This is a genomic window from Paenibacillus sp. lzh-N1, from assembly GCF_002872435.1.
Taxonomy (GTDB): domain Bacteria; phylum Bacillota; class Bacilli; order Paenibacillales; family Paenibacillaceae; genus Paenibacillus; species Paenibacillus polymyxa_C.
Map to the genome: position 1 here is coordinate 5,465,943 of NZ_CP025696.1, position 21,865 is coordinate 5,487,807.

At 45.6% G+C, this 21,865-nt stretch carries 21 protein-coding genes; 7 read left to right on the plus strand and 14 right to left on the minus strand.

What is annotated here, in order from left to right:
- Positions 1-146 precede the first annotated feature (146 nt).
- Both C0638_RS24205 and C0638_RS24210 read left to right on the plus strand, forming a co-directional pair.
- The gene (locus tag C0638_RS24205) at positions 147-1,325 is read left to right on the plus strand and encodes a putative glycoside hydrolase (protein ID WP_058710356.1); all 1,179 of its coding nucleotides are present in this window, start codon (positions 147-149) and stop codon (positions 1,323-1,325) included.
- Positions 1,326-1,516: 191 nt separating this feature from the next.
- Complete coding sequence (locus C0638_RS24210; protein WP_058710357.1) at positions 1,517-2,887, plus strand: MATE family efflux transporter; 1,371 nt, start codon at positions 1,517-1,519, stop codon at positions 2,885-2,887.
- Here C0638_RS24210 and C0638_RS24215 read toward each other — a convergent pair.
- The 5 genes from C0638_RS24215 to C0638_RS24235 all read right to left on the minus strand — a co-directional run bounded on the left by C0638_RS24215 (position 2,884) and on the right by C0638_RS24235 (position 7,345).
- Positions 2,884-3,093 (minus strand): DUF3906 family protein, encoded by a 210-nt coding sequence (locus tag C0638_RS24215; RefSeq protein WP_040101660.1) that lies wholly within the window; start codon positions 3,091-3,093, stop codon positions 2,884-2,886. The two genes, C0638_RS24210 and C0638_RS24215, sit on opposite strands and share 4 nt — an antisense overlap.
- A 117-nt stretch (positions 3,094-3,210) precedes the next feature.
- Positions 3,211-4,182, minus strand: coding sequence for a 6-phosphofructokinase (gene pfkA, locus C0638_RS24220; RefSeq protein WP_013370486.1), 972 nt, complete (start codon positions 4,180-4,182; stop codon positions 3,211-3,213).
- 23 nt (positions 4,183-4,205) lie between these two features.
- Positions 4,206-5,285: a tetraprenyl-beta-curcumene synthase family protein gene (locus C0638_RS24225; protein WP_014599633.1), complete on the minus strand. Its 1,080-nt coding sequence runs from the start codon at positions 5,283-5,285 to the stop codon at positions 4,206-4,208.
- Between the two features lie 237 nt (positions 5,286-5,522).
- The gene (locus tag C0638_RS24230) at positions 5,523-6,938 is read right to left on the minus strand and encodes an MATE family efflux transporter (protein ID WP_058710358.1); all 1,416 of its coding nucleotides are present in this window, start codon (positions 6,936-6,938) and stop codon (positions 5,523-5,525) included.
- A 209-nt stretch (positions 6,939-7,147) separates the two neighbouring features.
- Positions 7,148-7,345, minus strand: coding sequence for a cold shock domain-containing protein (locus C0638_RS24235; RefSeq protein ID WP_013370483.1), 198 nt, complete (start codon positions 7,343-7,345; stop codon positions 7,148-7,150).
- A gap of 173 nt (positions 7,346-7,518) precedes the next feature.
- Between C0638_RS24235 and C0638_RS24240 the strand changes: the two genes are divergently transcribed.
- The 5 genes from C0638_RS24240 to C0638_RS24260 all read left to right on the plus strand — a co-directional run bounded on the left by C0638_RS24240 (position 7,519) and on the right by C0638_RS24260 (position 11,474).
- Entirely contained in the window at positions 7,519-7,752 is a 234-nt protein-coding gene (locus C0638_RS24240) for a hypothetical protein (protein ID WP_014599632.1), read from the plus strand.
- 7 nt (positions 7,753-7,759) lie between these two features.
- Positions 7,760-7,948, plus strand: coding sequence for a hypothetical protein (locus C0638_RS24245; protein ID WP_013370481.1), 189 nt, complete (start codon positions 7,760-7,762; stop codon positions 7,946-7,948).
- Between the two features lie 199 nt (positions 7,949-8,147).
- Positions 8,148-9,944, plus strand: a complete 1,797-nt coding sequence (gene pepF, locus C0638_RS24250) for an oligoendopeptidase F (protein WP_013370480.1) — start codon at positions 8,148-8,150, stop codon at positions 9,942-9,944.
- A gap of 56 nt (positions 9,945-10,000) precedes the next feature.
- Entirely contained in the window at positions 10,001-10,423 is a 423-nt protein-coding gene (locus C0638_RS24255; protein WP_040101661.1) for a LapA family protein, read from the plus strand.
- Between the two features lie 13 nt (positions 10,424-10,436).
- On the plus strand, positions 10,437-11,474 hold the full coding sequence (locus C0638_RS24260; RefSeq protein ID WP_040101662.1) for a M42 family metallopeptidase: 1,038 nt from the start codon (positions 10,437-10,439) through the stop codon (positions 11,472-11,474).
- Positions 11,475-11,563: 89 nt separating this feature from the next.
- On the opposite strand, the gene C0638_RS24265 is transcribed toward C0638_RS24260, so the two are convergent.
- From C0638_RS24265 to hemE, 9 genes are all read right to left on the minus strand, one after another.
- Positions 11,564-13,513, minus strand: coding sequence for an ABC-F family ATP-binding cassette domain-containing protein (locus C0638_RS24265; protein ID WP_058711188.1), 1,950 nt, complete (start codon positions 13,511-13,513; stop codon positions 11,564-11,566).
- A gap of 122 nt (positions 13,514-13,635) precedes the next feature.
- Positions 13,636-14,214: a TetR/AcrR family transcriptional regulator gene (locus tag C0638_RS24270; protein WP_058711187.1), complete on the minus strand. Its 579-nt coding sequence runs from the start codon at positions 14,212-14,214 to the stop codon at positions 13,636-13,638.
- A 67-nt stretch (positions 14,215-14,281) separates the two neighbouring features.
- Positions 14,282-15,088: a DUF92 domain-containing protein gene (locus C0638_RS24275; protein ID WP_040101664.1), complete on the minus strand. Its 807-nt coding sequence runs from the start codon at positions 15,086-15,088 to the stop codon at positions 14,282-14,284.
- A 162-nt stretch (positions 15,089-15,250) separates the two neighbouring features.
- Positions 15,251-15,874, minus strand: coding sequence for a fumarylacetoacetate hydrolase family protein (locus C0638_RS24280; protein WP_040101665.1), 624 nt, complete (start codon positions 15,872-15,874; stop codon positions 15,251-15,253).
- Between the two features lie 38 nt (positions 15,875-15,912).
- Positions 15,913-16,683, minus strand: coding sequence for a glycerophosphodiester phosphodiesterase (locus tag C0638_RS24285; protein WP_058711186.1), 771 nt, complete (start codon positions 16,681-16,683; stop codon positions 15,913-15,915).
- Positions 16,684-16,764: 81 nt separating this feature from the next.
- A complete protein-coding gene (locus C0638_RS24290) occupies positions 16,765-18,186 on the minus strand; it encodes a CapA family protein (RefSeq protein ID WP_058711185.1) in 1,422 nt (473 codons plus the stop codon).
- A 137-nt stretch (positions 18,187-18,323) separates the two neighbouring features.
- Positions 18,324-19,769 (minus strand): protoporphyrinogen oxidase, encoded by a 1,446-nt coding sequence (hemY, locus tag C0638_RS24295; RefSeq protein WP_040101668.1) that lies wholly within the window; start codon positions 19,767-19,769, stop codon positions 18,324-18,326.
- A gap of 7 nt (positions 19,770-19,776) precedes the next feature.
- Positions 19,777-20,718 carry a ferrochelatase gene (hemH, locus tag C0638_RS24300; RefSeq protein ID WP_025676991.1) on the minus strand — a complete coding sequence of 314 codons (942 nt, stop codon included), beginning with the start codon at positions 20,716-20,718 and terminating at the stop codon, positions 19,777-19,779.
- Positions 20,719-20,740: 22 nt separating this feature from the next.
- Positions 20,741-21,796 (minus strand): uroporphyrinogen decarboxylase, encoded by a 1,056-nt coding sequence (gene hemE, locus C0638_RS24305; protein WP_058711184.1) that lies wholly within the window; start codon positions 21,794-21,796, stop codon positions 20,741-20,743.
- Positions 21,797-21,865 lie beyond the last annotated feature (69 nt).

Consider the following 21,865-nt stretch of genomic DNA (forward strand, 5'->3'; position numbering starts at 1 on the left):
TTTACGGATTCATCGAGCGATAGTTAGGTTAATCATGTAAGACTATGCCTGATGATGCCAGTATTGGTTACAAGCGTGTTGTTTTTTCCATCCATAACTTTACGTATAATCAGGTAAGCGCCATACATAAGGGAGAGAGTTAGGAAATGAATATGATTTGGGCAATTATGCTATTCGCAATGGGAATAGGCGGAAATGGGGACCCGTCAGCCAACGTCCCAAATGTAAAAGATACAGTGGCAACGACAATCAGTAGCGCTATAATCCAGGCACAACATAGTAATATAAAGGTAGATGCCTCCAATCCGCCGGTTAAAATTGACCCACAGCCGACCACGCCAGCGATTAAAGGCATCTATGTCACAGCCTATAGCGCAGGCGGTTCACGTATGAACCAGCTACTCGAATTGCTGGACAAGACAGAGCTCAATTCCATGGTTATCGATATTAAGGACGATGCAGGTTACATCACTTATCCAACGACCAACCCCGAGCTTCTGAAATTGGGCAAGCCACAAAAATTCATTAAGGATATTTCCGGCTTGATGGACCGTTTGAAAAAACATAATGTTTATCCGATTGCTCGTATTGTTGTATTTAAAGATACGGTACTGGCCAACAAAAATCCTGAGATGTCCTTCCGCAATGCTGACGGCTCTGTTTGGAAAAACGGTAAGGGAGATGGGTTCGTCAATCCCTATAATAAAGAAGTATGGGATTATAATATCGCCATTGCCAAGGAAGCAGCAAAACTCGGTTTTAAGGAAATCCAATTTGACTATGTACGTTTTCCTGAGGGCTTTGAAAAAAGAGCAGACAAACTTAAATATACCAAATCAGATCAATCCCGCTCGGATACGGTCGCTGAATTCGTACAATATGCCCGCAAAGAGCTTGCTCCACTAGGTGTGAGGGTATCGGTAGATATTTTCGGATATGCCGCATCCGTTCCTGCTGCCGAGGGAATCGGACAGGATTTCACTAAAATCTCTGAAAATGTGGATGTCATTTCACCGATGGTTTATCCAAGTCACTACACAACAGGCTGGTTCGGTGTAAAGGACCCCGATAAAAACCCCTATCAGACGATCAAAGGCTCCATGGCCGATACACACAAAAAACTCAATCCTACAGGCAAGCTAAAGCCAATTATTCGCCCTTGGATTCAGGATTTTACCGCAAGTTGGTTAGGAAGCGGACATTATGCCAAATATGGGAAAACACAAGTCGAGGACCAAATTCGCGCGCTTAAGGACATGAAGGTGGACGAATATTTACTCTGGAATGCCACTAACCGTTATACAAGCGGAGTAACTTATAAATAATTATTTCTCTGGACTTCTTTTTGTATAAGAATTTTAGAACTTATATCAAATATATCGAAGACTGCCCCGTTGTTTGACGAACGGATGCAGTCTTTTTTATTGCTGTTCAATTGTTGTAGTATCCCTTACAATAAAATTTACATGTTATGATATATACAAATAATAAACCCAAGTAAATGAGGAAAACAAAAATGCAATTGACTCTAACAATGGGTCAGAAATGGAAGCAGCTTTTTTACATTTTGCTTCCTATTCTGATTACCCAGCTTGCACTATCTGCCATGACTTTTTTTGATACTAATATGTCGGGGCACTTTTCCCCTGCTGATCTGGCTGGAGTAGCTATCGGAGTAAGCCTGTGGGTTCCTGTACAAACAGGCCTTAATGGGATACTGATGGCTATTACCCCTATTGTATCCCAATTGCTAGGAGCACAGCGTAAAGATAAGGTCTCCTACTATGTCATTCAGGCTCTTTGGCTATCTCTCGCCCTATCCATCGTCGTCTTGATAGCCGGGATCATTTTGGTAAAGCCTATATTAAACAGTATGAATCTGGAATTGAGAGTTCATAATGTGGCTCTGTACTACCTTTGTGCGATGGCCTTCGGTGTTGTTCCTCTATTTGCCTATACCGTGCTTCGCAGCTTTATGGATGCATTGGGACAAACCCGTTTTACGATGTTAATCACGCTCATGTCATTGCCCATCAATGTTTTATTGAACTATCTACTTATTTATGGTAACTGGGGTTTTCCGCGTTTGGGGGGTGTAGGCTCCGGGGTAGCAACAGCTACTACCTACTGGATTATTATGCTGGTCGCTGGTATTACTGCTCATCATGGACAAATATTTGCCGAATACCGAATCTTTAGCAAAATATACGGGATTGCGGCCGGTGCTTTAAAAGAGCTTATCAAGATCGGAGTACCTATTGGATTTGCTATATTTTTTGAGACTGCCGTCTTTTCAGCTGTCACGCTCTTCATGAGCAGCTATAACACGGCTACCATAGCCGCTCATCAGGCTGCCATGAACTTTGCATCTACGCTGTATATGATTCCACTCAGTATTTGCATGGCACTTACGATTCTGGTCGGCTATGAAACAGGAGCTGCCCGTCCACGAGATGCCAAAACTTATAGTGTAATGGGCATTAGCAGCGCAGTGGGCTTATCCTTAATTACAGCTATTGTACTGCTCATCTGGGGTGAACAGGTCGCTCGGCTTTATTCTACCGACCTGCTGGTCATTCAATTAGCCCAGCATTTTTTAATCTATGCGATTTTCTTTCAGATCTCTGATGCTGTCGCTACACCAACACAAGGTGCGCTACGTGGGTATAAAGATGTCAATCCGGCGTTTTTACTCACCTTCCTGTCCTATTGGGTTATTGGGCTTCCTGTAGGGTATATACTCGCACGCTGGACCACATGGGGGCCTTACGGCTATTGGATTGGCTTGATAACAGGCCTGGCCGTAGGTGCTATTTTACTTCTCTGGCGTTTGGTAAGAGTGCAGCATCGTTTTGCACAACAAAAACAACACGCAGAGACTAATTAGTCTTTGCGTGTCTCGATGACATATGCTGTACCTGCAGTTATTCGTTTTTTCTCTACGATAGCCACTTCCTTTAGCTCGGGGGGATATAAAAAGTGCCTCTCCACATGTTGATCCATTTCCTCAAATGCCTGTTCTTCATTCTCAGCAGCAAGAATGACGGTTAGAGCTCCTTCCGAGCTGTCCACTTCCATTTTGAATAAATACATGCATGATTACCTCCTGGCCCTATTCAATGCTAAAAAAATAGCGGATGACTCAGGTCATCCGCATAATTTTAATTTTTCCCCATATCAGAACCGATCTACTAAACGTAAAGGTTCTTATTATTGGGACAAACGCAGAGCCAACTCATAAAGCTCCATGTTGAAATCTTTTTTGGTATTTACAACCTTGTCAATATCTGTAGCTACCAGCTTACCGTCGATCGTTCCGCAAGCTTTGTCAGATACACCCTCAATCAATTGACGAACAGCAAAGTCACCCAAACGGCTTGCGAGGTTACGGTCAAACGCAGTTGGTGTACCTCCACGTTGAATGTGTCCAAGCACTGTAACACGAGGCTCATAATCCGGACAATTTTCTTGGATTACTTTTGCTACTGTTTCGCCTTTACCTACACCCTCAGCAACGATAATGATACTGTGGCGTTTGCCATGTTTGAAGTTTTGTTTCATTCGATCGGATACTTCATTCAGATCAAATTCCACCTCAGGTACCAAGATCGTTTCTGCACCGGAAGCCAGACCTGCATGGAGAGCAATATCGCCACAATGACGTCCCATAACTTCCACGATGGAAGAACGTTCATGGGAAGACATCGTATCACGCAGCTTGTTGATTGCGTCCACTACAATACTAACCGCAGTATCAAAACCAATAGTATAGTCTGTGAAGGAAATATCATTGTCAATCGTTCCTGGAAGACACATGGTTTTAATGCCTTGCTTGGTCAGCTTGTTAGCTCCTTGGTAAGAACCGTCGCCACCAATTACGACTACGCCGTCAATTCCACGATTACGCAAAATTTCAGCGCCACGTTTCTGGCCTTCTTCAGTCGTAAATTCCAGGCATCTTGCAGATTGAAGTACAGTACCCCCACGTTGGATAATATCTCCGACGCTTCTCAGGTCCATTGGAAAAATATCGTCGTTCAAAAGACCTTGATATCCGCGTTGGATCCCGAATACTTCCAGTCCGAAATACAATCCGCTACGCACAACGGCGCGAACTGCCGCGTTCATCCCTTGTGAATCTCCACCACTTGTTAATACTGCAATTTTCTTAACTGCTGTCATGATTTATGACCTCCTCAAAATAATCATATAAGCCTTCTTATCCATCGACTGTTTAATAAGAAAAACAAACGCATGAGCGGACTATTTTTCATTAAACGTCTCGAAACAGCGCGAACATCCTGCTGCTCACTAACTTTAGGGTCGGATAAATATAAAGCCAGCAATCCCTCGATAATCATCCGGTGAAAGGAGCTGGCAGGGACATCTGCAATATCAGCCCGCGCCCGATTCACAACGTAGGCGATCCGGTCCAGCATCATGTCGGCATCTTCATAATAATTGCAAAAGTTAAGATCTCCGCCCTTCCGGTCTTCGTCTTGATCGATTAGATAATCCAGCAAAATATGAAGACTGCACACATGTGGAAAATACGATGCATGTATTGAGGCAGCCCCCGCATCTGTGAGATGCCGGTCGCTGGCAGCAAGAAACAGCATAAAGACCCCCAGGGTTGAGCCAGTAGCCGCAGCAAACTCGTTCCAGCGCAGCTCGGGTGTACGGTCCTTATGAATCGACCACCAGTCCAAAAGCGCTTGTTCCCGCAGCTCGGGTTTAATATGCTTGTATACTTGCAAATCCGTGTATAATCGCGCCAAATCCTGAACGTAAGGCATTGCCGCCTCATAGCCCGGAAGCCTGCTTACACAAGACTGACAGGTTGTCACCAGCCCGGTCAAATAACCGCCATCCTCCTGCTCACGACGCAACTCATAATAATTCACTGGCCTAGCCGCCGGATTAACCGCATCCAGCATAGACTGATGCAGCAACCTAAAATCATCCGGGTCCATCGACGTACTGCGATCACACAGGTTGTCCAGATAATCGCTAATCGTCTGGTACGCCACAATCAACGGAATTAGCGTCTGCCGGTCAGACATATTGGCTGCAGCATAAACCGCTCCCCCCACGCAGTGAAACGTCTTCTCTGCTATGCTCGCAAGCGCCTGGCTTCTCAGCTCAGGGTCCGGAATCTGTTCGGCCTTGCTCTTCCAGTTACTCAATTCTTGTTTCGTTTCAGGGAGAATGTGCTTGTACATTCGGCTCATTAGACCTATGGGGCCTCTCGGTACTTGATAACGTCCTTGCTCAACATAACTCAAATGACGGTGCCTCCACATTGTTGTCTACGTAATTATACCTATCCAAACCATATTCATTATAATATGATCGACCTTTTAGCACAAATGAACAACCTCACTTTTTTCTTTCATTTTCAAGAAAAATGAGTTCTTCTCACAAAAACGCTTTGTATCTGTGCTATTGAATCAATCAAAAATAGGAGTTTAACAAGATTCACCCTTATAAGACTTTAATCGCAAATAGTAGAAATGTCCTACCTAGCCCTTGTCCTCTGCCAACTTCATGACTTGGTTGCCCTCTCCCATGCTAGCCTGCTTCCATTTCCCGAAAAGGTAGTAGAAAATAACTGCAACGGCGGAGATCGTAAAACCAACAGGAAAGCTCCACCATACAGCATCTAGACCATACTTATCGACAAATGCATAGGCCAAAGGTATACGAATGCCCCATAATGAAATAATGGTAATTAAAAGCGGTACCATTACAGAGCCTGTAGATCGAACAACGCCTGTAATGACATTGGTAATACCGAATATAATAAAAGACCACAACGTGATCAGATTAATCTGCATACCCAGTTCCAATGCCCCTCCCGTAGAAGGGAGAAACATCAGCAAGGCTTGACGGTTAAACACGTAAATGAGTACCACAGCCCCACCAGTCAATACAAAATTATATACAATCCCAATCCAGGTTGTCCTGCGTACTCGATCCCAGCGTCCGGCTCCGATATTTTGAGCGGCGAAGGAAGATACTGCTGCACCTAATGCCATGGCCGGCATCTGCACATAGCTGGACAAATTGTTAGCTGCTGTATAGGCTGCCGCTGCGACTGTCCCGTAACCGTTGATCAGATTCATTAAAGCAATCGCACTGGTAGAGACAGCAATCATTTGTAGTCCCATCGGAACTCCCTTACGAATAAGAGTCCAAATAATCTTCCAATCAAATCGAAGTAAGTGAAGCTCTGAAGATGTAATGCGCAGAAAATATTTTACACGATATAGGTAAATGAGAATCAACACAAAGCTGATCCCTTGAGCAATCAGGGTAGCTGCGGCAGAGCCTCCGATGCCCATAGCAGGAATCGGTCCCCATCCAAATATGAGTAGTGGGTTAAGTAATACATCCAGTACGACGGAAACGAGCAGAAAATAAAATGGTGTTTTGGAATCTCCCGCCCCTCTCATTACGGTCATGATGTAGTTATAGCCGTACAAAAAGGGCATACCCGCGAAAATAATGCGTGTATAGGTGATCGCCATATCGACTGATTCGGCAGGCGTATTGAGCACATGAAGAATCCAAGGTGAGCCCAAAAAACCAATAATACCTATAGCAAAAGCGAGCACCAGGAAAAAGACAGCGCTTGTACCTACTACACGCTTCGTTTCCGCTATGTCACCCGCTCCGATATTTTGTCCGATCAGAATAGTGGCCGCCATAGTGACCCCAAAAATCGAGCTGATCAGAAAGAACATTATAATATTTCCGTTCGAAGCGGCAGTCAACGCAGCTTCTCCCAGAAACTTTCCAACCCAGATTGAATTAATCGTTCCATTCAAGGATTGCAGAATATTTCCGAACAGCATCGGCAAAGAGAACATAAACAGTGTTTTGGCAATGGGGCCTTCAATCAGGGAAGGATTACGATTAGCCTCTGCTGCACTCATTTTCTCAACTCCTTTCAACTTACAATAACTCATATTTAGTTTTATTACGTATAATACCCTATTCGAGCTCAATCTTCTCATTTCACAAACGTTTTTACGCAAAAAAGCGCAGCTCCTTAAATGTAAGGAACTGCGCTCTCAATTCATCGTTTAACCGTAATATATAAGACATCCGTAAAAACGGAACATTTCTTACAATTCAGTTACACTTACAGTTTGATTACGTTAGCTGCTTGTGGTCCACGGTTGCCTTCAGTAATTTCGAATTCAACCTCTTGACCTTCTTCCAAAGTTTTAAAACCGTCGCCTTGGATTGCGGAGAAGTGTACAAATACATCCTCGCCACCCTCAACTTGAATGAAGCCATAACCTTTTTCTGCGTTAAACCATTTAACTGTACCTTTCAAGTGAACAACCTCCTAAAAATACCGCCATCTATGGCGAATATCCATATTATACTTCATGCTTTTTCACATTGCAATTGGTGTTTTTCCGGGTTTTACGGTCTGGAATGATTTGCTTTTGCGGCGGAAACTGCGGTATCATGAACCAAAACATCTATAAAATCGGAGACATGCATATGATGAAAAAACACGAAATATACAAAAAAGACAAGTGGAATATGATGACTGTCGAGGTGCAGGGCCGTTACATCGTTTTGCGGGAAATATCTGATGATTGGGGCGAGGAAGCCCACACGTTTTTGAGCCGTCCTGCGCTTATGCATTGGGCTGAAAATCGTTTTCCCAAGCAATCCTTTCAAGATAATGAGGAAGAGTGGCAGCGGATCATGAACGCTTTCAAACAGGTGTAGCCTATTCATGGTGTCCAACAGCTATCTCATCTTCATTATTCTGGCCTTCACGCTGGGCGGAGTGCTGATCATGAAGCGTGAAACGATACCGGCTCCTCTCAAAAAGTGGATGGCCCTCACTGCCGTAATCATGATTTGCCTTGCCTTTTATCTTATTGTATACAGCTTATTAAATATAGGTTCCAACCCACAGTAAGGAAAATTATACTTTCAGGGGCAAAAGGTCATACTATGGTATAACAAGCCATGGTATAAGGAGGATATGCCGTTACATGCATCCTGTAAAACCTCTTGCCCTGCTGCTTACAGTAAGTGTGGCGGTTTCCTCGTTTTGGCATCCGCCCCTTACCGCCGCAGCCCTATCCCACATTACGTTCGATCAGAGGAGGCTCTCCATGAGTGAAATTGTAAAACGCGCTGATGCGCCAGTGGAAAATACATGGAAACTGGAAGACCTGTTCCCCAACCGCAAGGCATGGGATCAAGAATACGAAGAAGTCAAACAATTGGCCAAAAAGGCTGCTCAATTTCAAGGCAAGCTCAACTCAGCCGAAGCGATTGGCAACTGCTTCAAACTCGAAGATGAGCTGTCGCTCAAAACTGAGCGTGTATATGTGTATGCCCATCTTCATCATGATGAAGATACGGCTGAACCTACATATCAAGGTCTTTCGCAAAAAGCTAAAAAGCTAGGCGTTGAAGTCAGCGAGTCCCTATCATTCGTCACACCTGAAATTTTGGCGCTGCCAGATTCTCAGCTTGATGCCTTCATTGAAGATCCGAAGCTTTCGGATTATAAGTTCACACTTCAAGAAATGAAGCGGGAAAAAGCACATGTTTTGGGCAAAACAGAAGAAGCGCTGCTCGCTCAGGTTGGCAATCTGGCTCAAGCCCCGCAAACGATTTTTGGGATGCTCAATAACGCGGATCTGAAGTTTCCGAAAATCAAGGATGAGCATGGCAAAGAGGTCGAGCTGACTCATGGCAGCTACATTCAATTTCTCGAAAGTCCACACCGCGAAGTACGTGAACGTGCTTTTAAAGCGGTATATGACACATATGCGAAAAATAAAAATACGATTGCTTCTACATTGAGTGCCAATGTGAACAAAAATATTTTTTATTCTCGTGTTCGCAAATACCCTTCCGTACTGGAAATGTCACTATACGGCGACAATATTCCGAAGGAAGTGTATACGAATCTTATTGATACGATTCATGAAAGCTTGCCCCTGCTTCACCGTTATATCAAGCTGCGTAAAAAGCTGCTAGGTGTGGATGAGCTACATATGTATGATTTATTTGCTCCGCTTGTGGACGAATATAAGATGGATATTACGTATGAGGACGCCAAAAAGCAAACCAAAGAAGGCCTTAAGCCTCTGGGCGAGGACTATCTGGCTTCATTGCAAAAAGGCTATGATGAGCGCTGGATTGATGTATATGAAAATGAAAATAAACGTACAGGCGCCTATAGCTGGGGAGCTTATGGCACCCACCCTTATGTGCTTCTGAACCATAAAGATAACCTGAACAGCATGTTCACGCTTGCACATGAAATGGGGCATGCGCTGCATTCGTACTATTCAGACAACGCATTGAAGTACCGGGATGCACAATATACTATTTTCCTGGCTGAAGTGGCTTCCACTACTAATGAAGCCTTGCTGATGGATTATTTGCTGAACAAATCTACCGATCCAAAAGAGAAAATGTACCTCCTCACCTATTATGCGGACCAATTCCGTACAACGGTATTCCGTCAAACGATGTTTGCGGAATTCGAGAAGATTGTACATGAGCGTGCTGAACAGGGAGAATCCCTTACACCGCAGCTTTTGTCGGAGATTTACTATGATCTGAATGTGAAATATCACGGACCTGGCATGAAGGTAGACAAAGACATAGAAATGGAATGGGCACGAATCCCTCATTTTTATAACAGCTTTTATGTCTACAAATATGCTACCGGCTTCTCGGCAGCAACCAGTTTTTCGAAACAGATTCTGGAAGAAGGCCAGCCAGCCGTTGACCGTTACTTAGGCTTCCTAAAGAGCGGTGGCAGTGATTATTCAATCAATATTTTGAAGAAAGCTGGCGTTGACATGTCCTCACCGCAGCCGATTCGCGAAGCAATGAGCGTATTTGAGGAAGTCATTACGGAAATGGAAAAACTAACTGAAGGAAAGTAAAACCGTGCACACTTAGAATCCCGCATTAAAAAGATGCACGGATAAATCCCTTGTCCATGGCGGACAAGGGATTTTATAATGTAACGGAAGGAGGTGGCATTTTGAAAACACAATGGTCTTTGATCGCAGCACTTGTTATAGCTTTGTTAACAGCTGTTTTTGCTGTTATTAATGTCAATTCGGTTCAAGTGAACCTTCTGTTTAGTAGGGTTAGCATCCCTTTGATTCTACTTATTCTCGGTTGCACTCTTTTAGGTGGACTTATTGTCGGTTCTTTCGGTATCTTCCGCCAATATAGGCTTCAGAGAGAGATTAAACGTCTGACTAATCAGCTTCATACACTACAAGAAGAGCACACATCGGCAGTCGAAGCATATGCGAATGTGTCCAGTAACACGACTGGTTCTTCCAGCACGGTGTCTACATCCGACCCAGGTATAGAGCAATCGTCCTCTAACCCTGATCGGTTGTCCAAATGAGGAGGAGCAACAAATGACAATTCAATTAAATGAAAACTATATCATGAGCCTTTTAAATCAGCTTTTGAACACGCCTAGTCCCAGTGGATATACACATCATGTAATGGAGCTGATTCGTAAGGAAGCCGAAAAGCTAGGAGTACCCCTCGAATGGAATGCAAAAGGCGGTGCTATCCTGACTCTGGAAGGTCAAGCAACGGACCGTACAGTGGCGCTTAGCGCGCATGTGGATACATTGGGCGCAATGGTACGTTCGATTACAGCGCATGGTACCCTACGCCTGACATCTGTGGGTGGCTTCATGATGAACAGCATTGAGAACGAATACTGCCTTATTCATACCAGAAGCGGACAAACCTATACGGGCACTATTCTATCCAGCCACCCATCCGTGCACGTCTATGATGATGCACGAAGCTTTGATCGTAAGGAGAGCCATATGGAGGTACGGATTGACGAGCTTGTCGAGTCGAAAGAAGACGTGCTTCAGCTCGGTATTTCGGTGGGCGATTTTATTTCGTTCGATGCGCGCCCAGTCGTAACGCCCAGTGGCTTTATCAAGTCGCGGCACTTGGATGATAAAGCCAGCGTAGCGGCACTGTTTGGTTTATTAGAATCATCTGTACATGGAGGCTGGAAGCCTCGACATACTGTTAAATTGCTCATTTCCAACTATGAAGAAGTGGGGCATGGAGCGGCTTACATACCCGATGGAATCAGTGAGATGATTGCTGTCGACATGGGCTGCATAGGTGAAGATCTAAGCTGCAAGGAAACGGACGTTTCCATCTGTGCCAAAGACTCCTCAGGTCCTTACGACTACAACATGACAACCCGTCTGATTGAGCTGGCTAAGGAACTGAATATTCCGTATGCGGTAGATATTTATCCACACTATGGCTCAGACGCTTCGGCTGCGCTTAAAGCAGGCAATAACATTCGTGCTGCACTGATCGGACCTGGCGTACACGCCTCTCACGCAATGGAACGCACGCATAAGCAGGCCGTAGTGAACACTGCCCGTCTGCTCGCGGCTTACGTAACAGCTTAACCATTTTATGCTGCATGGAAAACAGGTGCACATACTTCTATTTCTACAAAAAAGCAAGCCTCCATCTAAATGGAGACTTGCTTTTATTTTTAAGATTTACTTTGTTCAATTTGCTCGGCTAGCTCATTCAAATAGGTCCAGCGTTCCATTTGGTACTCTAGATGCTGTTCGGCCTTCGCTTGCTCAGCCATGAGCTCCTGCAACCGTGCCGAATCGCTGAAAGATTCCTCCATCTGTCGCTGAATATCGGCCAATTTCTGTTCGGCTTGTTCAATCAGCTCATCAATCTGCTCATATTCCCGCTGTTCCTTAAAGGTAAATTTAAGCTTGGGTTTACTTGTCCCCTTGACTGAATCGGAAGAACCAGCAGACTTAGGCGTAGAAGAACGATTCGAGGAAGCTGTACCCGTCGAGTCAGACGTATTCGCAGAAGATTGAGCATTTTTACTGATCCATTCTGCATACTCGCTATAGTCGCCTACATGTACACGTACTTGCCCATTCCCTTCGAAAGCAAGTATTTTGTCCACGGTCCGATCCAGGAAATAACGATCATGAGAAACGATAAAAACTACGCCCGGGAACTCATCCAGATAGTCTTCCAAAACGGAAAGAGTCTGAATATCAAGATCATTTGTCGGTTCATCCAACAATAGTACATTCGGTGCGGACATAAGGACACGCAGCAGATACAAGCGACGTTTTTCGCCCCCCGATAAACGAGAAATAACCGTCCATTGCGCGCTTGGTGCAAACAGAAACCGTTCCAGCATCTGCGCAGCTGTAATCGTCGAACCGTCTGCCGTACGAATCACTTCGGCTTCTTCCTTAATATATTCAATGACACGCAAGGATTCGTCCATTTCCTGATGTTCTTGAGTAAAATAACCAAGCTTCACAGTCGGTCCCAGTACAACACTGCCGGAATCTGGTTCTAGACGCTGGGCAATCATTTGGAGCAGAGTGGATTTTCCACTACCGTTAGGTCCCAGGATGCCCACACGATCACCAGGAACCGCAATGTAACTCAAATCCTGAATCAGCTTACGAGAATCTACCGATTTGGACAGCTCCTCGATCTCCAATATCTTTTTACCCAGCCGTGTGGAGGCAACGGACATATCTACAGATCCAGAACGAGCTTCCGGTTGCTGATCCCTGAGCTGCTCATAACGGTCAATACGAGCTTTCTGCTTGGTCGAACGTGCCTTTGCTCCTCGGCGAATCCAGGCCAGCTCATTACGCAGCAGGTTCTTCCTTTTTTGTTCCGATGACGCTTCCCGCTCCTCGCGTTCTGCCTTCAGCTCCAGAAAACGGGTATAGTTAGCCTCATAACGGAAAAGGCGACCATGATCCAGCTCTAACATGACATTAGCAACTCTATCCAGAAAATAGCGATCATGCGTGATCATTAATAACGCACCGCGTCTTTTTTGCAAATATTGCTCCAACCATGCAACGGAATCATTATCAATATGGTTGGTAGGCTCGTCCAAAATGAGCAGCTCACAGGGTTGGATCAAAGCCGCAGCCAAAGCAACCCGTTTACGCTGACCACCGGAGAGAACGCCCATTCGAGACTCAAACTGGGTGATCCCCAGTCGGGTAAGTATATTTTTGGCCTCGCTCTCCAGCTGCCATGCTTGGAACGTATCCATTTGTTGGCTTGCTCGCAGCAGGCGGTTTTGGAGCTCCTCGCTACCCGGATTCAACTCCAGTAACTCCATGGTTTCCGTATATTCACGCACTGCTTTCATTTCAGGCTGATTACCATGAAAAATATGCTGGAGTACCTTCATTTCAGGATCAAACTCCGGATTTTGTGCCAGATACTGAATTCGCACATCGTTGTTCACTGCAATATTACCCTCATCTGGCGGCTCTAAGCCGGAAATCACACGTAAAAACGTCGATTTTCCAGTGCCATTTACACCAATAACCCCTATTTTGTCACGCTCATCCATACCAAAGGAAACATCCTCGAACAACATTTTCTCGCCGTAGCTTTTTGTTATATGTTCAACGGTCATAATATTCATTACAGATTCCCTACTCTTCCCCAATTTTGTGATGCATCTTGTCTATTTTAACACAGACACAGCCAATGATTAAAAAAAACCGTTAGCTGAACAATGCCAGTACGGTTTTCAAAGACAACATGTCAGGATTTTTGTACTCCGGCTTCACAGCCATGCATAAATAAATTAGCTGCCAATGCAGCCGTCTGATCCACGTCACATTCACGGAAATCTTGATTCAACAAAATATCCATTTTTAGGCGTTCCATCATACCAATGAATGCCTTCGCATGAAATTCGGGCTGCAATACACCCTCTGACGCCAGTTTATTTTTGACCAGATCGGTATAGTCCTGAATAAATCCCCGCATAAACTCTATGAGATCGGGATCACTATTCGGAGTCATAAAAAATAATTTAGTATGCTGCTTGCGTTTGTAATAATAGTGGAGATGCAAACTCGCCATTCGCAGCAATCCCTCTCCCAAAGTACGATTGACTAATGCGTCTTGCATTTCGGCTAGGTATTGTTCGCAATCTCTACGTGTGACTGCTATAAATAGCTGCTCTTTACTTTTAAAGTACAAGTATACCGTGCCTTTAGCAACACCTGCTTGTTCTGCAATTTCGGAAATTTTGCTTTCATAAAAGCCTTTGGTGCCGAAGACAGTGTAAGCAGCGTTCAAAATAGCTTCATATTTATCTCCGTGCATTTCACCCATCTTTGCACCTCCTGAAACCATGATTGAAGCACGCAGTTATTCCCTAGAGCGATCTCCAGCCCCGTGTTCAGAGTATAAAGAAAATGCCTGCAAGCGCGACCAATCCTCCGAAAATAGAGCTAATACTATTCACCCGATCATTGCTCATCCAATGCCAGCCTCGCATATAAACTGTCGTTTGTCCACAATGTGTGTCTACTTCTACTTCCCGCTTGCAAACTGGGCAGGAGCGCATCAATTGCACCGTAGCACCAAGATAAGAATCAGCAAAAGCTCCGGCACTGCCGGATATTCCCCCAATCAGTGCCCACAGCCATAACGGCAATTCCGGCATTCCTACGGTGTGTCCAAAGCCCCATGCTCCAATACCGATCAGTATGCCACCAGCCAAGGCCGCAGCCGTTCCTAATACAGATACTCCTCCTGAGGTTCCGGGTGCCAGCACCTTCCCGGTAAGCACCGAACGAGGCGGCTTACGACTCAGGCTTCCAAATTCTGTTGCCCACGTATCGGAGGTGACCGTAGCCATAACACCGACAAATGCCAGTTGCCAGGCAACATGAGGCCATATCGCATAACCTAGGCATAGCAGCATGCCTAATCCCCCATTAGCCCATACTTGCCCTGCATCCCGATTGCCTGTTTTGGCATACGATTTTTCGAGCTCAGCCTTGCGTTCCTTTTTGAACCTCGACAATAGGGTGGACGTGATAAAGAATAAGAGCAATGTACCAAACCAAAACAGGTTGCCCGCCCCATAATACACAGTTCCCATCAGTACAGCCGCAGCAAAGCCGGATAAGGTTAAAGATTTTTTATAAAATGCAGCCCCCGCTACCACAGCAGCGGAAAGCAATCCGATGATCCAGTCCATGATATACCCCCGCATTTGAGATGAATCTCTGTTTTTCGCTTGTAGTTCTGTATATCATTGTACAATGCTGTACGCTTATATAAAAGCCGTGCTCCATGCTTTCGCACAGGACACGGCCTTCACAAGACTTTTTTAAGTATCTTTATTATTGCCACTGTAGATTTAGCCGATGGTGAAGCTTCCCTGACGCTCACTCCCCCAGTAAAGCTCAAAGTGGTCCCCGCTCGTTGTAGGCCCTACACCCGCCGGAGTGCCAGTAAAAATAATATCTCCCTTACCTAGTCCATATTGAGTCGCTATATATTCAACGATGTGCTGGATGGAAAAGATCATGTCCTTGACATGCCCACGCTGCACCTCTTGTCCATTTTTGAATAAGGAAAAATCCTGCTGCTCCAGCACGTCCAAGCTCTCCAAAGGCAAGAACGGTGTCACAGGTGCAGACGATTTAAAGCCTTTGGCAGCAGTCCACGGGTGGCCTTTTTTCTTGAGCGTACTTTGTACATCACGCAGGGTAAAATCAATGCCAAATGCAAAAGCGTTCAGACACACATCTGCGGTCATGCCTGGTTCGTAGTTACGGCCTACAGCGACAACCAGTTCAGTCTCAAAATGAATATCTCCCTTACCTTGAGGAAGCTCCAGCGTAGCACCATCCAGCGGCACAACCGCATGAGACGGCTTCAAGAAAATCATCGGCTCTGTGGGAACCTCATTCCCCAGTTCCTCCGCATGCAACTTATAATTGCGTCCGACACAATAAACATTACGAATTTCTACGTTCATTACGATCCGTCACCCTTCCGCGTATGTAGTCCAATTGATTAACGAATAAGTTTACGTATATAGTGCCACATCCGGGACTTAGAAAGCAAAAAAACCTGCTCCCAGCGATCCGGCCAATTAGTGCAAATCATCAATTCAGGATGTAATGAGGACAATCTCCGCATGATACGCCGGTCATCCACCGTCCACGCCATGACCGTAATACCCCTTCCGATCAGATCTTTCAAGAGCTTTCGGTCTATCCGTGGATAGCCAATAGATAAAAAAGAACATTGCAGATTTTCTAATTGCTTTGCCAAATCGTCTGGACGGGCATCGATAATCAGTCCAGTACGGATTTCGGGTGCCAGTTCTTTTGCTCGGCACAATGCCGCACGCTCAAAAGAGGTCAAGACCACCTCAGCCTCCATCCCCCTCATTATAATTTCACGTAGGACGGCTTTCTCTAGTCCGGGATACATATCACCAGCAGTTTTGAGCTCAATATTGAGCGATACACGCCCCTGGCACAAGTCAAGCACTTGGGCGAGGGAAGGAATAGGTTCCCCGTGATATTGTGCATTTTTCCAGCTACCTGCATCGAGTCGTTGCAATTGTTTCCAGTCTGCATCCTTTACTCGTCCCGTACCGTTTGTCGTCCGCTCCAGCGTAAAATCATGAAAGACCACAGGAACACCGTCCTTTGACAGCTGTACATCCAGTTCAATCCAGTGCACAAAAGGCTGTTCCAGCGCAAGCTTAAAAGCTACCATCGTGTTCTCGGGAGCAATTCCCGAGAAACCGCGGTGAGCCACGCACAAATGATCCATCTCGTTATGACCTCCATTCACAAAGGAGTCGTTCATACAATCGTTCCGTCCATGTCTATATTGACAATTTCTTTCTTACTGCTACTGAGCGCTTACCGTACCATCTACACCTATCGAGACATTACTTGGTGACAGTGCCGCTACTTTCTGCAAAATTTTGCTGGCCTCCACATCTTTCAATGGGATCGGTTGACCCAGCTCCGTCCGGTAAGGGGTCAGCTTCATCTTACAGTCCCCGTTTCGGGTACAGGTGGCCTGAAATATCGCTGTATCCCAAGTGGCTGGCACCGTTGATTTAGAAAAAATAAAATTGCCTGTGCTGTATGCAATCCATTTGCCTTTATATTGCTCCATCCCTTGCAGCACATGAGGATGCCCGCCAATGACCAGATCGGCCCCAGCATCAATAAAAGCATGAGATAACTCCGTTTGATGGGGTTCAAGTGTAGTTGCCCGCTCCTTGCCCCAATGGGCAACCACAATCACCAAATCAGCCTGATTTCGTGCCTCACGAATGGACTTTACGATAGCGGTCGAATCATAAGCCCCTGCTACACCTGGCTGTTTGGCACTCGCATTCCAGTTGGCTTCAGGCATGACACGTGTAGCCCCCAACAACGCAATTTTAATTCCGTTACGTTCAAAATAATGCGGCGCATACGCTTCTTTAGCATTGCGTCCAGCTCCAGCATGGGCTATACCCTTTTCATCCAAATATTTCAGGGTATCCAGTAATCCGCTTGTCCCCTGATCCAAAATATGATTGTTGGCCAAATTTACAGCATCGACCCCTGCCGCTGCCATTGCAGTTAGCGCCTTAGGCGAAGATTTATACACATACGTTTTATTTAACGCACCGACGCCATTAGTAGTCACCGGTGTTTCCAGATTGGCAATCGTCAGATCGTCTTTATGAAACAAACTTCCGAGATATTGGTATGGAAAATCAAACCCGTTCTGCTCCAACCGCTGCTCAACTTTACCAGAGAACTGCACATCCCCTATGAAGTGAAGGATAACTGCTGGAGAATTCGCATCGTCCGTGTTTGATTTTATGACATCCTCCGTTCCCCTCTTCTCGGTGGGTGCATCATCGTTGTTTACATCCTTATTTGGCGAATCCTCCTGTGCTTGCCCGTCTTTCTCCGAAGATGATTTTTCTCCTGAAGAGCTGGCTTCGGAGGTATTGGTGTCGGGCGTTGTTACGGGACGACTGCTTGTGTCTGGAACAGTAGCGTCCTTCGTTTCATTAACATCTTCACTTCCTGAGGGAGTAGAATTCTCATCATTAGCAGACCCCGTTTGGATGTTCTTTTCAGTTTGCGAATACTTGGCGTTTTCCGCAAGAGAACCACTACTATCGTGTTCAAATATGTAATAATAACCGAAAAGTCCTACAATCATGAACAGCAAGACCAGATTCGTAATGATCCATGCCTTGCCTATTTTGGGTTTTCTTGCTCTCTTTCGACCTTCATTTCTCTGTGACCTGGGAGGGTACATACTTCACTCCTTCTATGCTATTCCATATACATGCATTCCTTATTAGCTGGCGACTTTTACACCTTCTCCATTATATATTAAATTTCTATATAAATAGAACCCCTCGCCTGGATCGCGAAGGGTTCATTATCGAACATTTATACCTGGACCTTAATGGCTTCCTGTTGTGCTGTGTGGACAGCCTTGGAGGCCCATTCCTTAGCCTGACGGATGCAGTCCGGCAAACCGATTGCATCATAGCCAGCGCCTAAAACGTACACCCCTGGCATCGCACTGCGTAGCTCTTCCCGCAGATTAGCTATAGCTTGTGGGTGCCCTAACGGGTATTGCGGCATGGAATTACGAAGACGTGTAATTTCCGTGAACAGCGGAGTTGCTGTAACTCCCATCATCTCTTTCAAATCCTTACGTACCACCGCAATCAGCTCATTATCCGGTAAGTCTACTGTTTCTTCAGCTCCTGCTCGCCCTACATAACAACGCAACAGCACCTTATCATCCGGGCTGGTATGTAGCCACTTGGCGGACGTCCAAGTACAAGCTGTGACACTACGTCCTTCTTTGCGAGGAACCAGAAAACCGGAGCCGTCAAAGACGTTCTCAATATCTTTTTTATCAAAGGCCATGACCACGTTCGCTACGGAGACGTAATTAACAGCTTCCAGTGCAGACACATTTACATGATCTCGCAATAGCGGCGCAGCAGCAAAATTGGGAGTCGTTACAAAAATATCATCTGCCTCCAGCGTCTCTCCATTGTCCAACATAACGCGATAGGGACTTCCTTTAGTTTCCGTTGTCTTTGTGAATTCTGTAACAGCAATTCCGGTGCGTAAATCACAGTCGTACAAATCATTCAGCAACGCATGCACCAAACTTTGCAAGCCTTGACGGAAGGTCAAAAAGGCGCTTTTTTTCGTACCCGTATGTGTTTCAGCTGGTTTTCGACCTGTCCTCATCCCGTGAATAAGGCTTCCGTATTGCTGCTCCACCTCTGCAAACTGTGGAAAAGTTGCCTGCAAACTTAGCGTCTTCATGTTGGCAGCATAGATTCCCGCCAGCAGTGGCTCGGTTACATTCTCCAGCACTTCTTTGCCCAGTCGGCGTTCAATAAAATCACCCAGCGCCTCATCTCCCGGTTCACGTCGAGGCGGAATGACAAAATCCATCATAGCCCGCATTTTTCCACCTAAAGAGATCAAGCCACTGCGTAAAAATGGTTTTAGCTCTGTTGGAATGCCCAGCACCAGCCCAGGAGGCATCGGATGAAGCTGACCTTCATGCAAAATATATGTCTTTTTAGCTTCAGGGTTCGTGCTTACCAGCTCATGGTCCAACTCTAACTCTTTTGCCAGATCTATCATAGCCGTTTTACGGGCCAGAAAGGAATCTGGCCCCTTTTCTATGACAAAACCATCTTTATGCAATGTTTCAATTTTTCCGCCTAGCGCGGAAGCTTTCTCCACCAGCGTAATTCGAGGTGTGTAGCCAGCTTCTTTGTACATTTTTCGTGTATAAAAAGCAGTGCTAAGCCCGGTCAAGCCTCCACCTACAATTACAATATTACGTAACTTTTGCTCCATTATGTCCTCATCCCTTTTTCCATTGGTCTATGATGACATCACTAAGCGTCTCCATATACAGTGGGTCACTGTTGAGTGAATCAATACGCTGAAAACGCATATCCAATTCTTTCGCCAAAGCCTGTGCTTCAATATCCAGGTCGTATAACACCTCTAAGTGATCAGAAACAAAGCCAACTGGCGCAGCCAGCACATACTCCACTTGCTCTTCCTTAAGACTGTGCATGGTATCCAAAATATCTGGTCCCAGCCACGGTTCAGCTGTACGGCCGGCACTTTGCCACGTAAACTGCCAGTTGGTAATTCCCGCCTTATCCGCAACAGCCTGCGAAGTTGCCATTAACTGCTCCACATATGGATCACCCATAGCCAAAATCCGCTCAGGCAAGCTATGCGCACTGAACAGAACACGAACCTCGTCCCGCTTGGCTCCCGCTTCTTCAAAAAGCGCCAGTTTTGCGTTCACACGCTCAGTCAGCGTCTTGATCAGCTTGGGATGAAGATAATAGCTCTCCACAAACGATATGGCCAGATCCAATTCCTGTGCCTTAGCCTGTGCACGCTTGATATAAGAGCCTACACTCATAACGGAATAATGCGGAGCCAGCACGACACCCACCGCCGTACGAATGCCATCTTGCACCATCGCTTCGATACCGTCCTCAATAAACGGCTTGGCGTGTTTGAGCCCCTGATAACAGACAAATTCTATGTCCGGGTTGCGATTTTCCTGATTTAAGGTTTCCTGCAAGTTGTGGACCTGTCGATCTGTATTCTGACGCAACGGAAACACGCCACCCACAATGGCTTCGTAGCGATCTTTTAATTCTTTTAACTGCTCCGGCGAGGGAGCATGACCACGGCGAATATGTGTATAATACGCTTCAACCTGGTCCAGACTCTCCGGCGTCCCGTAGGACATGACCAGTACACCCACTTTGGTTTTCATTAGCAGATCCCTCTTATCTTTTCTAGTTGTGTTCATTTTTTGACAAAACAGAGCGAGAATACTCATGTACATAATCGGTAAGCTCTCTTAGCTTATCTAGCGAGGCTTCAGGAAATAAGCCGTGACCGAGATTGAAAATATAGCCCGGCTCCAGAATGCCTTCATCTACAATTTTTTTTGCATACTGCTTGATCACATTCATCGGCGCAGTAAGCACATAAGGGTCCAAATTGCCCTGCACTCCAAAACTGTTACCCAAGCGACGACGGCCTTCAGGTATACTTACCCGCCAGTCCAGTCCAATCACATCGGCTTTTACCCCGCTCAAATGCGGAAGCAATTCACCAGAGCTTACGCCCGGAAAATAAATTTTAGGCACATTCAGATCAGATAACTCATGGAAAATACGTACAATGGTCGGCAACACAAAAGTTTGAAAATCATAAGGCGAAAGTGCACCTACCCAGCTATCAAACAATTGAAAAGCCTTGCCACCGTTAGCGATATGGGCCCGCACGTATGTAATAACCATATCCCCTAGCTTATCCATCAAACGATGCCATAGTTCAGGCTCTCCATACATCATCGCTTTGGTGCGAATATATCCCTTGGAGGGTCTTCCTTCTATTAAATAGCTGGCAATAGTAAAAGGCGCTCCAGCAAACGTGATCAATGGCACGTTCAACTCACGGTCTAAAATACGGATAGTTTCCAAAATATGACCCAAATCGCGTTCTACATCAATCGGACGCAAGTTGTCTACGTCTGCAGCTGTACGGATCGGATTATCAATAACCGGGCCAATATTTTTGACAATATCAAAATCAACCCCTAGCGAGGCTACCGGATTCATAATATCAGAATATAAAATTGCAGCGTCCACCCCAAGCTTGCGCACGGGCATCAACGTTACTTCTGCGGCCAACTCGGGCTGGCGGCAAATTTCAAGCAGCGTGTATTTTTCCTTAATTTTGCGATACTCAGGGTCATACCTTCCGGCCTGCCGCATGTACCATACGGGAATATGATCCACAGCTTGCTTGCGGCAAGCGCGGATAAAAGTATCATTGTAGGTCATGACTTCAGCCTCCAGTTCGAATCATAAATACTATATTTTATTATGCCCTTTTTCAAGAGTCGTAACAAC

What these genes read in the sequence shown, in the direction of transcription:
- C0638_RS24285 (WP_058711186.1), bottom strand. Translation starts at nt 16,683, where the DNA reads ATGGATCATTTGTGCGTGGCTCACCGCGGTTTCTCGGGAATTGCTCCC.
- C0638_RS24275 (WP_040101664.1), bottom strand. Translation starts at nt 15,088, where the DNA reads ATGGACTGGATCATCGGATTGCTTTCCGCTGCTGTGGTAGCGGGGGCT.
- C0638_RS24230 (WP_058710358.1), bottom strand. Translation starts at nt 6,938, where the DNA reads ATGAGTGCAGCAGAGGCTAATCGTAATCCTTCCCTGATTGAAGGCCCC.
- C0638_RS24280 (WP_040101665.1), bottom strand. Translation starts at nt 15,874, where the DNA reads ATGAACGTAGAAATTCGTAATGTTTATTGTGTCGGACGCAATTATAAG.
- C0638_RS24245 (WP_013370481.1), top strand. Translation starts at nt 7,760, where the DNA reads ATGGTGTCCAACAGCTATCTCATCTTCATTATTCTGGCCTTCACGCTG.
- hemY (WP_040101668.1), bottom strand. Translation starts at nt 19,769, where the DNA reads ATGGAGCAAAAGTTACGTAATATTGTAATTGTAGGTGGAGGCTTGACC.
- C0638_RS24240 (WP_014599632.1), top strand. Translation starts at nt 7,519, where the DNA reads ATGATGAAAAAACACGAAATATACAAAAAAGACAAGTGGAATATGATG.
- C0638_RS24255 (WP_040101661.1), top strand. Translation starts at nt 10,001, where the DNA reads ATGGCGGACAAGGGATTTTATAATGTAACGGAAGGAGGTGGCATTTTG.
- C0638_RS24210 (WP_058710357.1), top strand. Translation starts at nt 1,517, where the DNA reads ATGCAATTGACTCTAACAATGGGTCAGAAATGGAAGCAGCTTTTTTAC.
- hemE (WP_058711184.1), bottom strand. Translation starts at nt 21,796, where the DNA reads ATGACCTACAATGATACTTTTATCCGCGCTTGCCGCAAGCAAGCTGTG.
- hemH (WP_025676991.1), bottom strand. Translation starts at nt 20,718, where the DNA reads ATGAAAACCAAAGTGGGTGTACTGGTCATGTCCTACGGGACGCCGGAG.
- C0638_RS24260 (WP_040101662.1), top strand. Translation starts at nt 10,437, where the DNA reads ATGACAATTCAATTAAATGAAAACTATATCATGAGCCTTTTAAATCAG.
- C0638_RS24270 (WP_058711187.1), bottom strand. Translation starts at nt 14,214, where the DNA reads ATGGGTGAAATGCACGGAGATAAATATGAAGCTATTTTGAACGCTGCT.
- C0638_RS24205 (WP_058710356.1), top strand. Translation starts at nt 147, where the DNA reads ATGAATATGATTTGGGCAATTATGCTATTCGCAATGGGAATAGGCGGA.
- C0638_RS24290 (WP_058711185.1), bottom strand. Translation starts at nt 18,186, where the DNA reads ATGTACCCTCCCAGGTCACAGAGAAATGAAGGTCGAAAGAGAGCAAGA.
- C0638_RS24265 (WP_058711188.1), bottom strand. Translation starts at nt 13,513, where the DNA reads ATGAATATTATGACCGTTGAACATATAACAAAAAGCTACGGCGAGAAA.
- pfkA (WP_013370486.1), bottom strand. Translation starts at nt 4,182, where the DNA reads ATGACAGCAGTTAAGAAAATTGCAGTATTAACAAGTGGTGGAGATTCA.
- pepF (WP_013370480.1), top strand. Translation starts at nt 8,148, where the DNA reads ATGAGTGAAATTGTAAAACGCGCTGATGCGCCAGTGGAAAATACATGG.
- C0638_RS24215 (WP_040101660.1), bottom strand. Translation starts at nt 3,093, where the DNA reads ATGTATTTATTCAAAATGGAAGTGGACAGCTCGGAAGGAGCTCTAACC.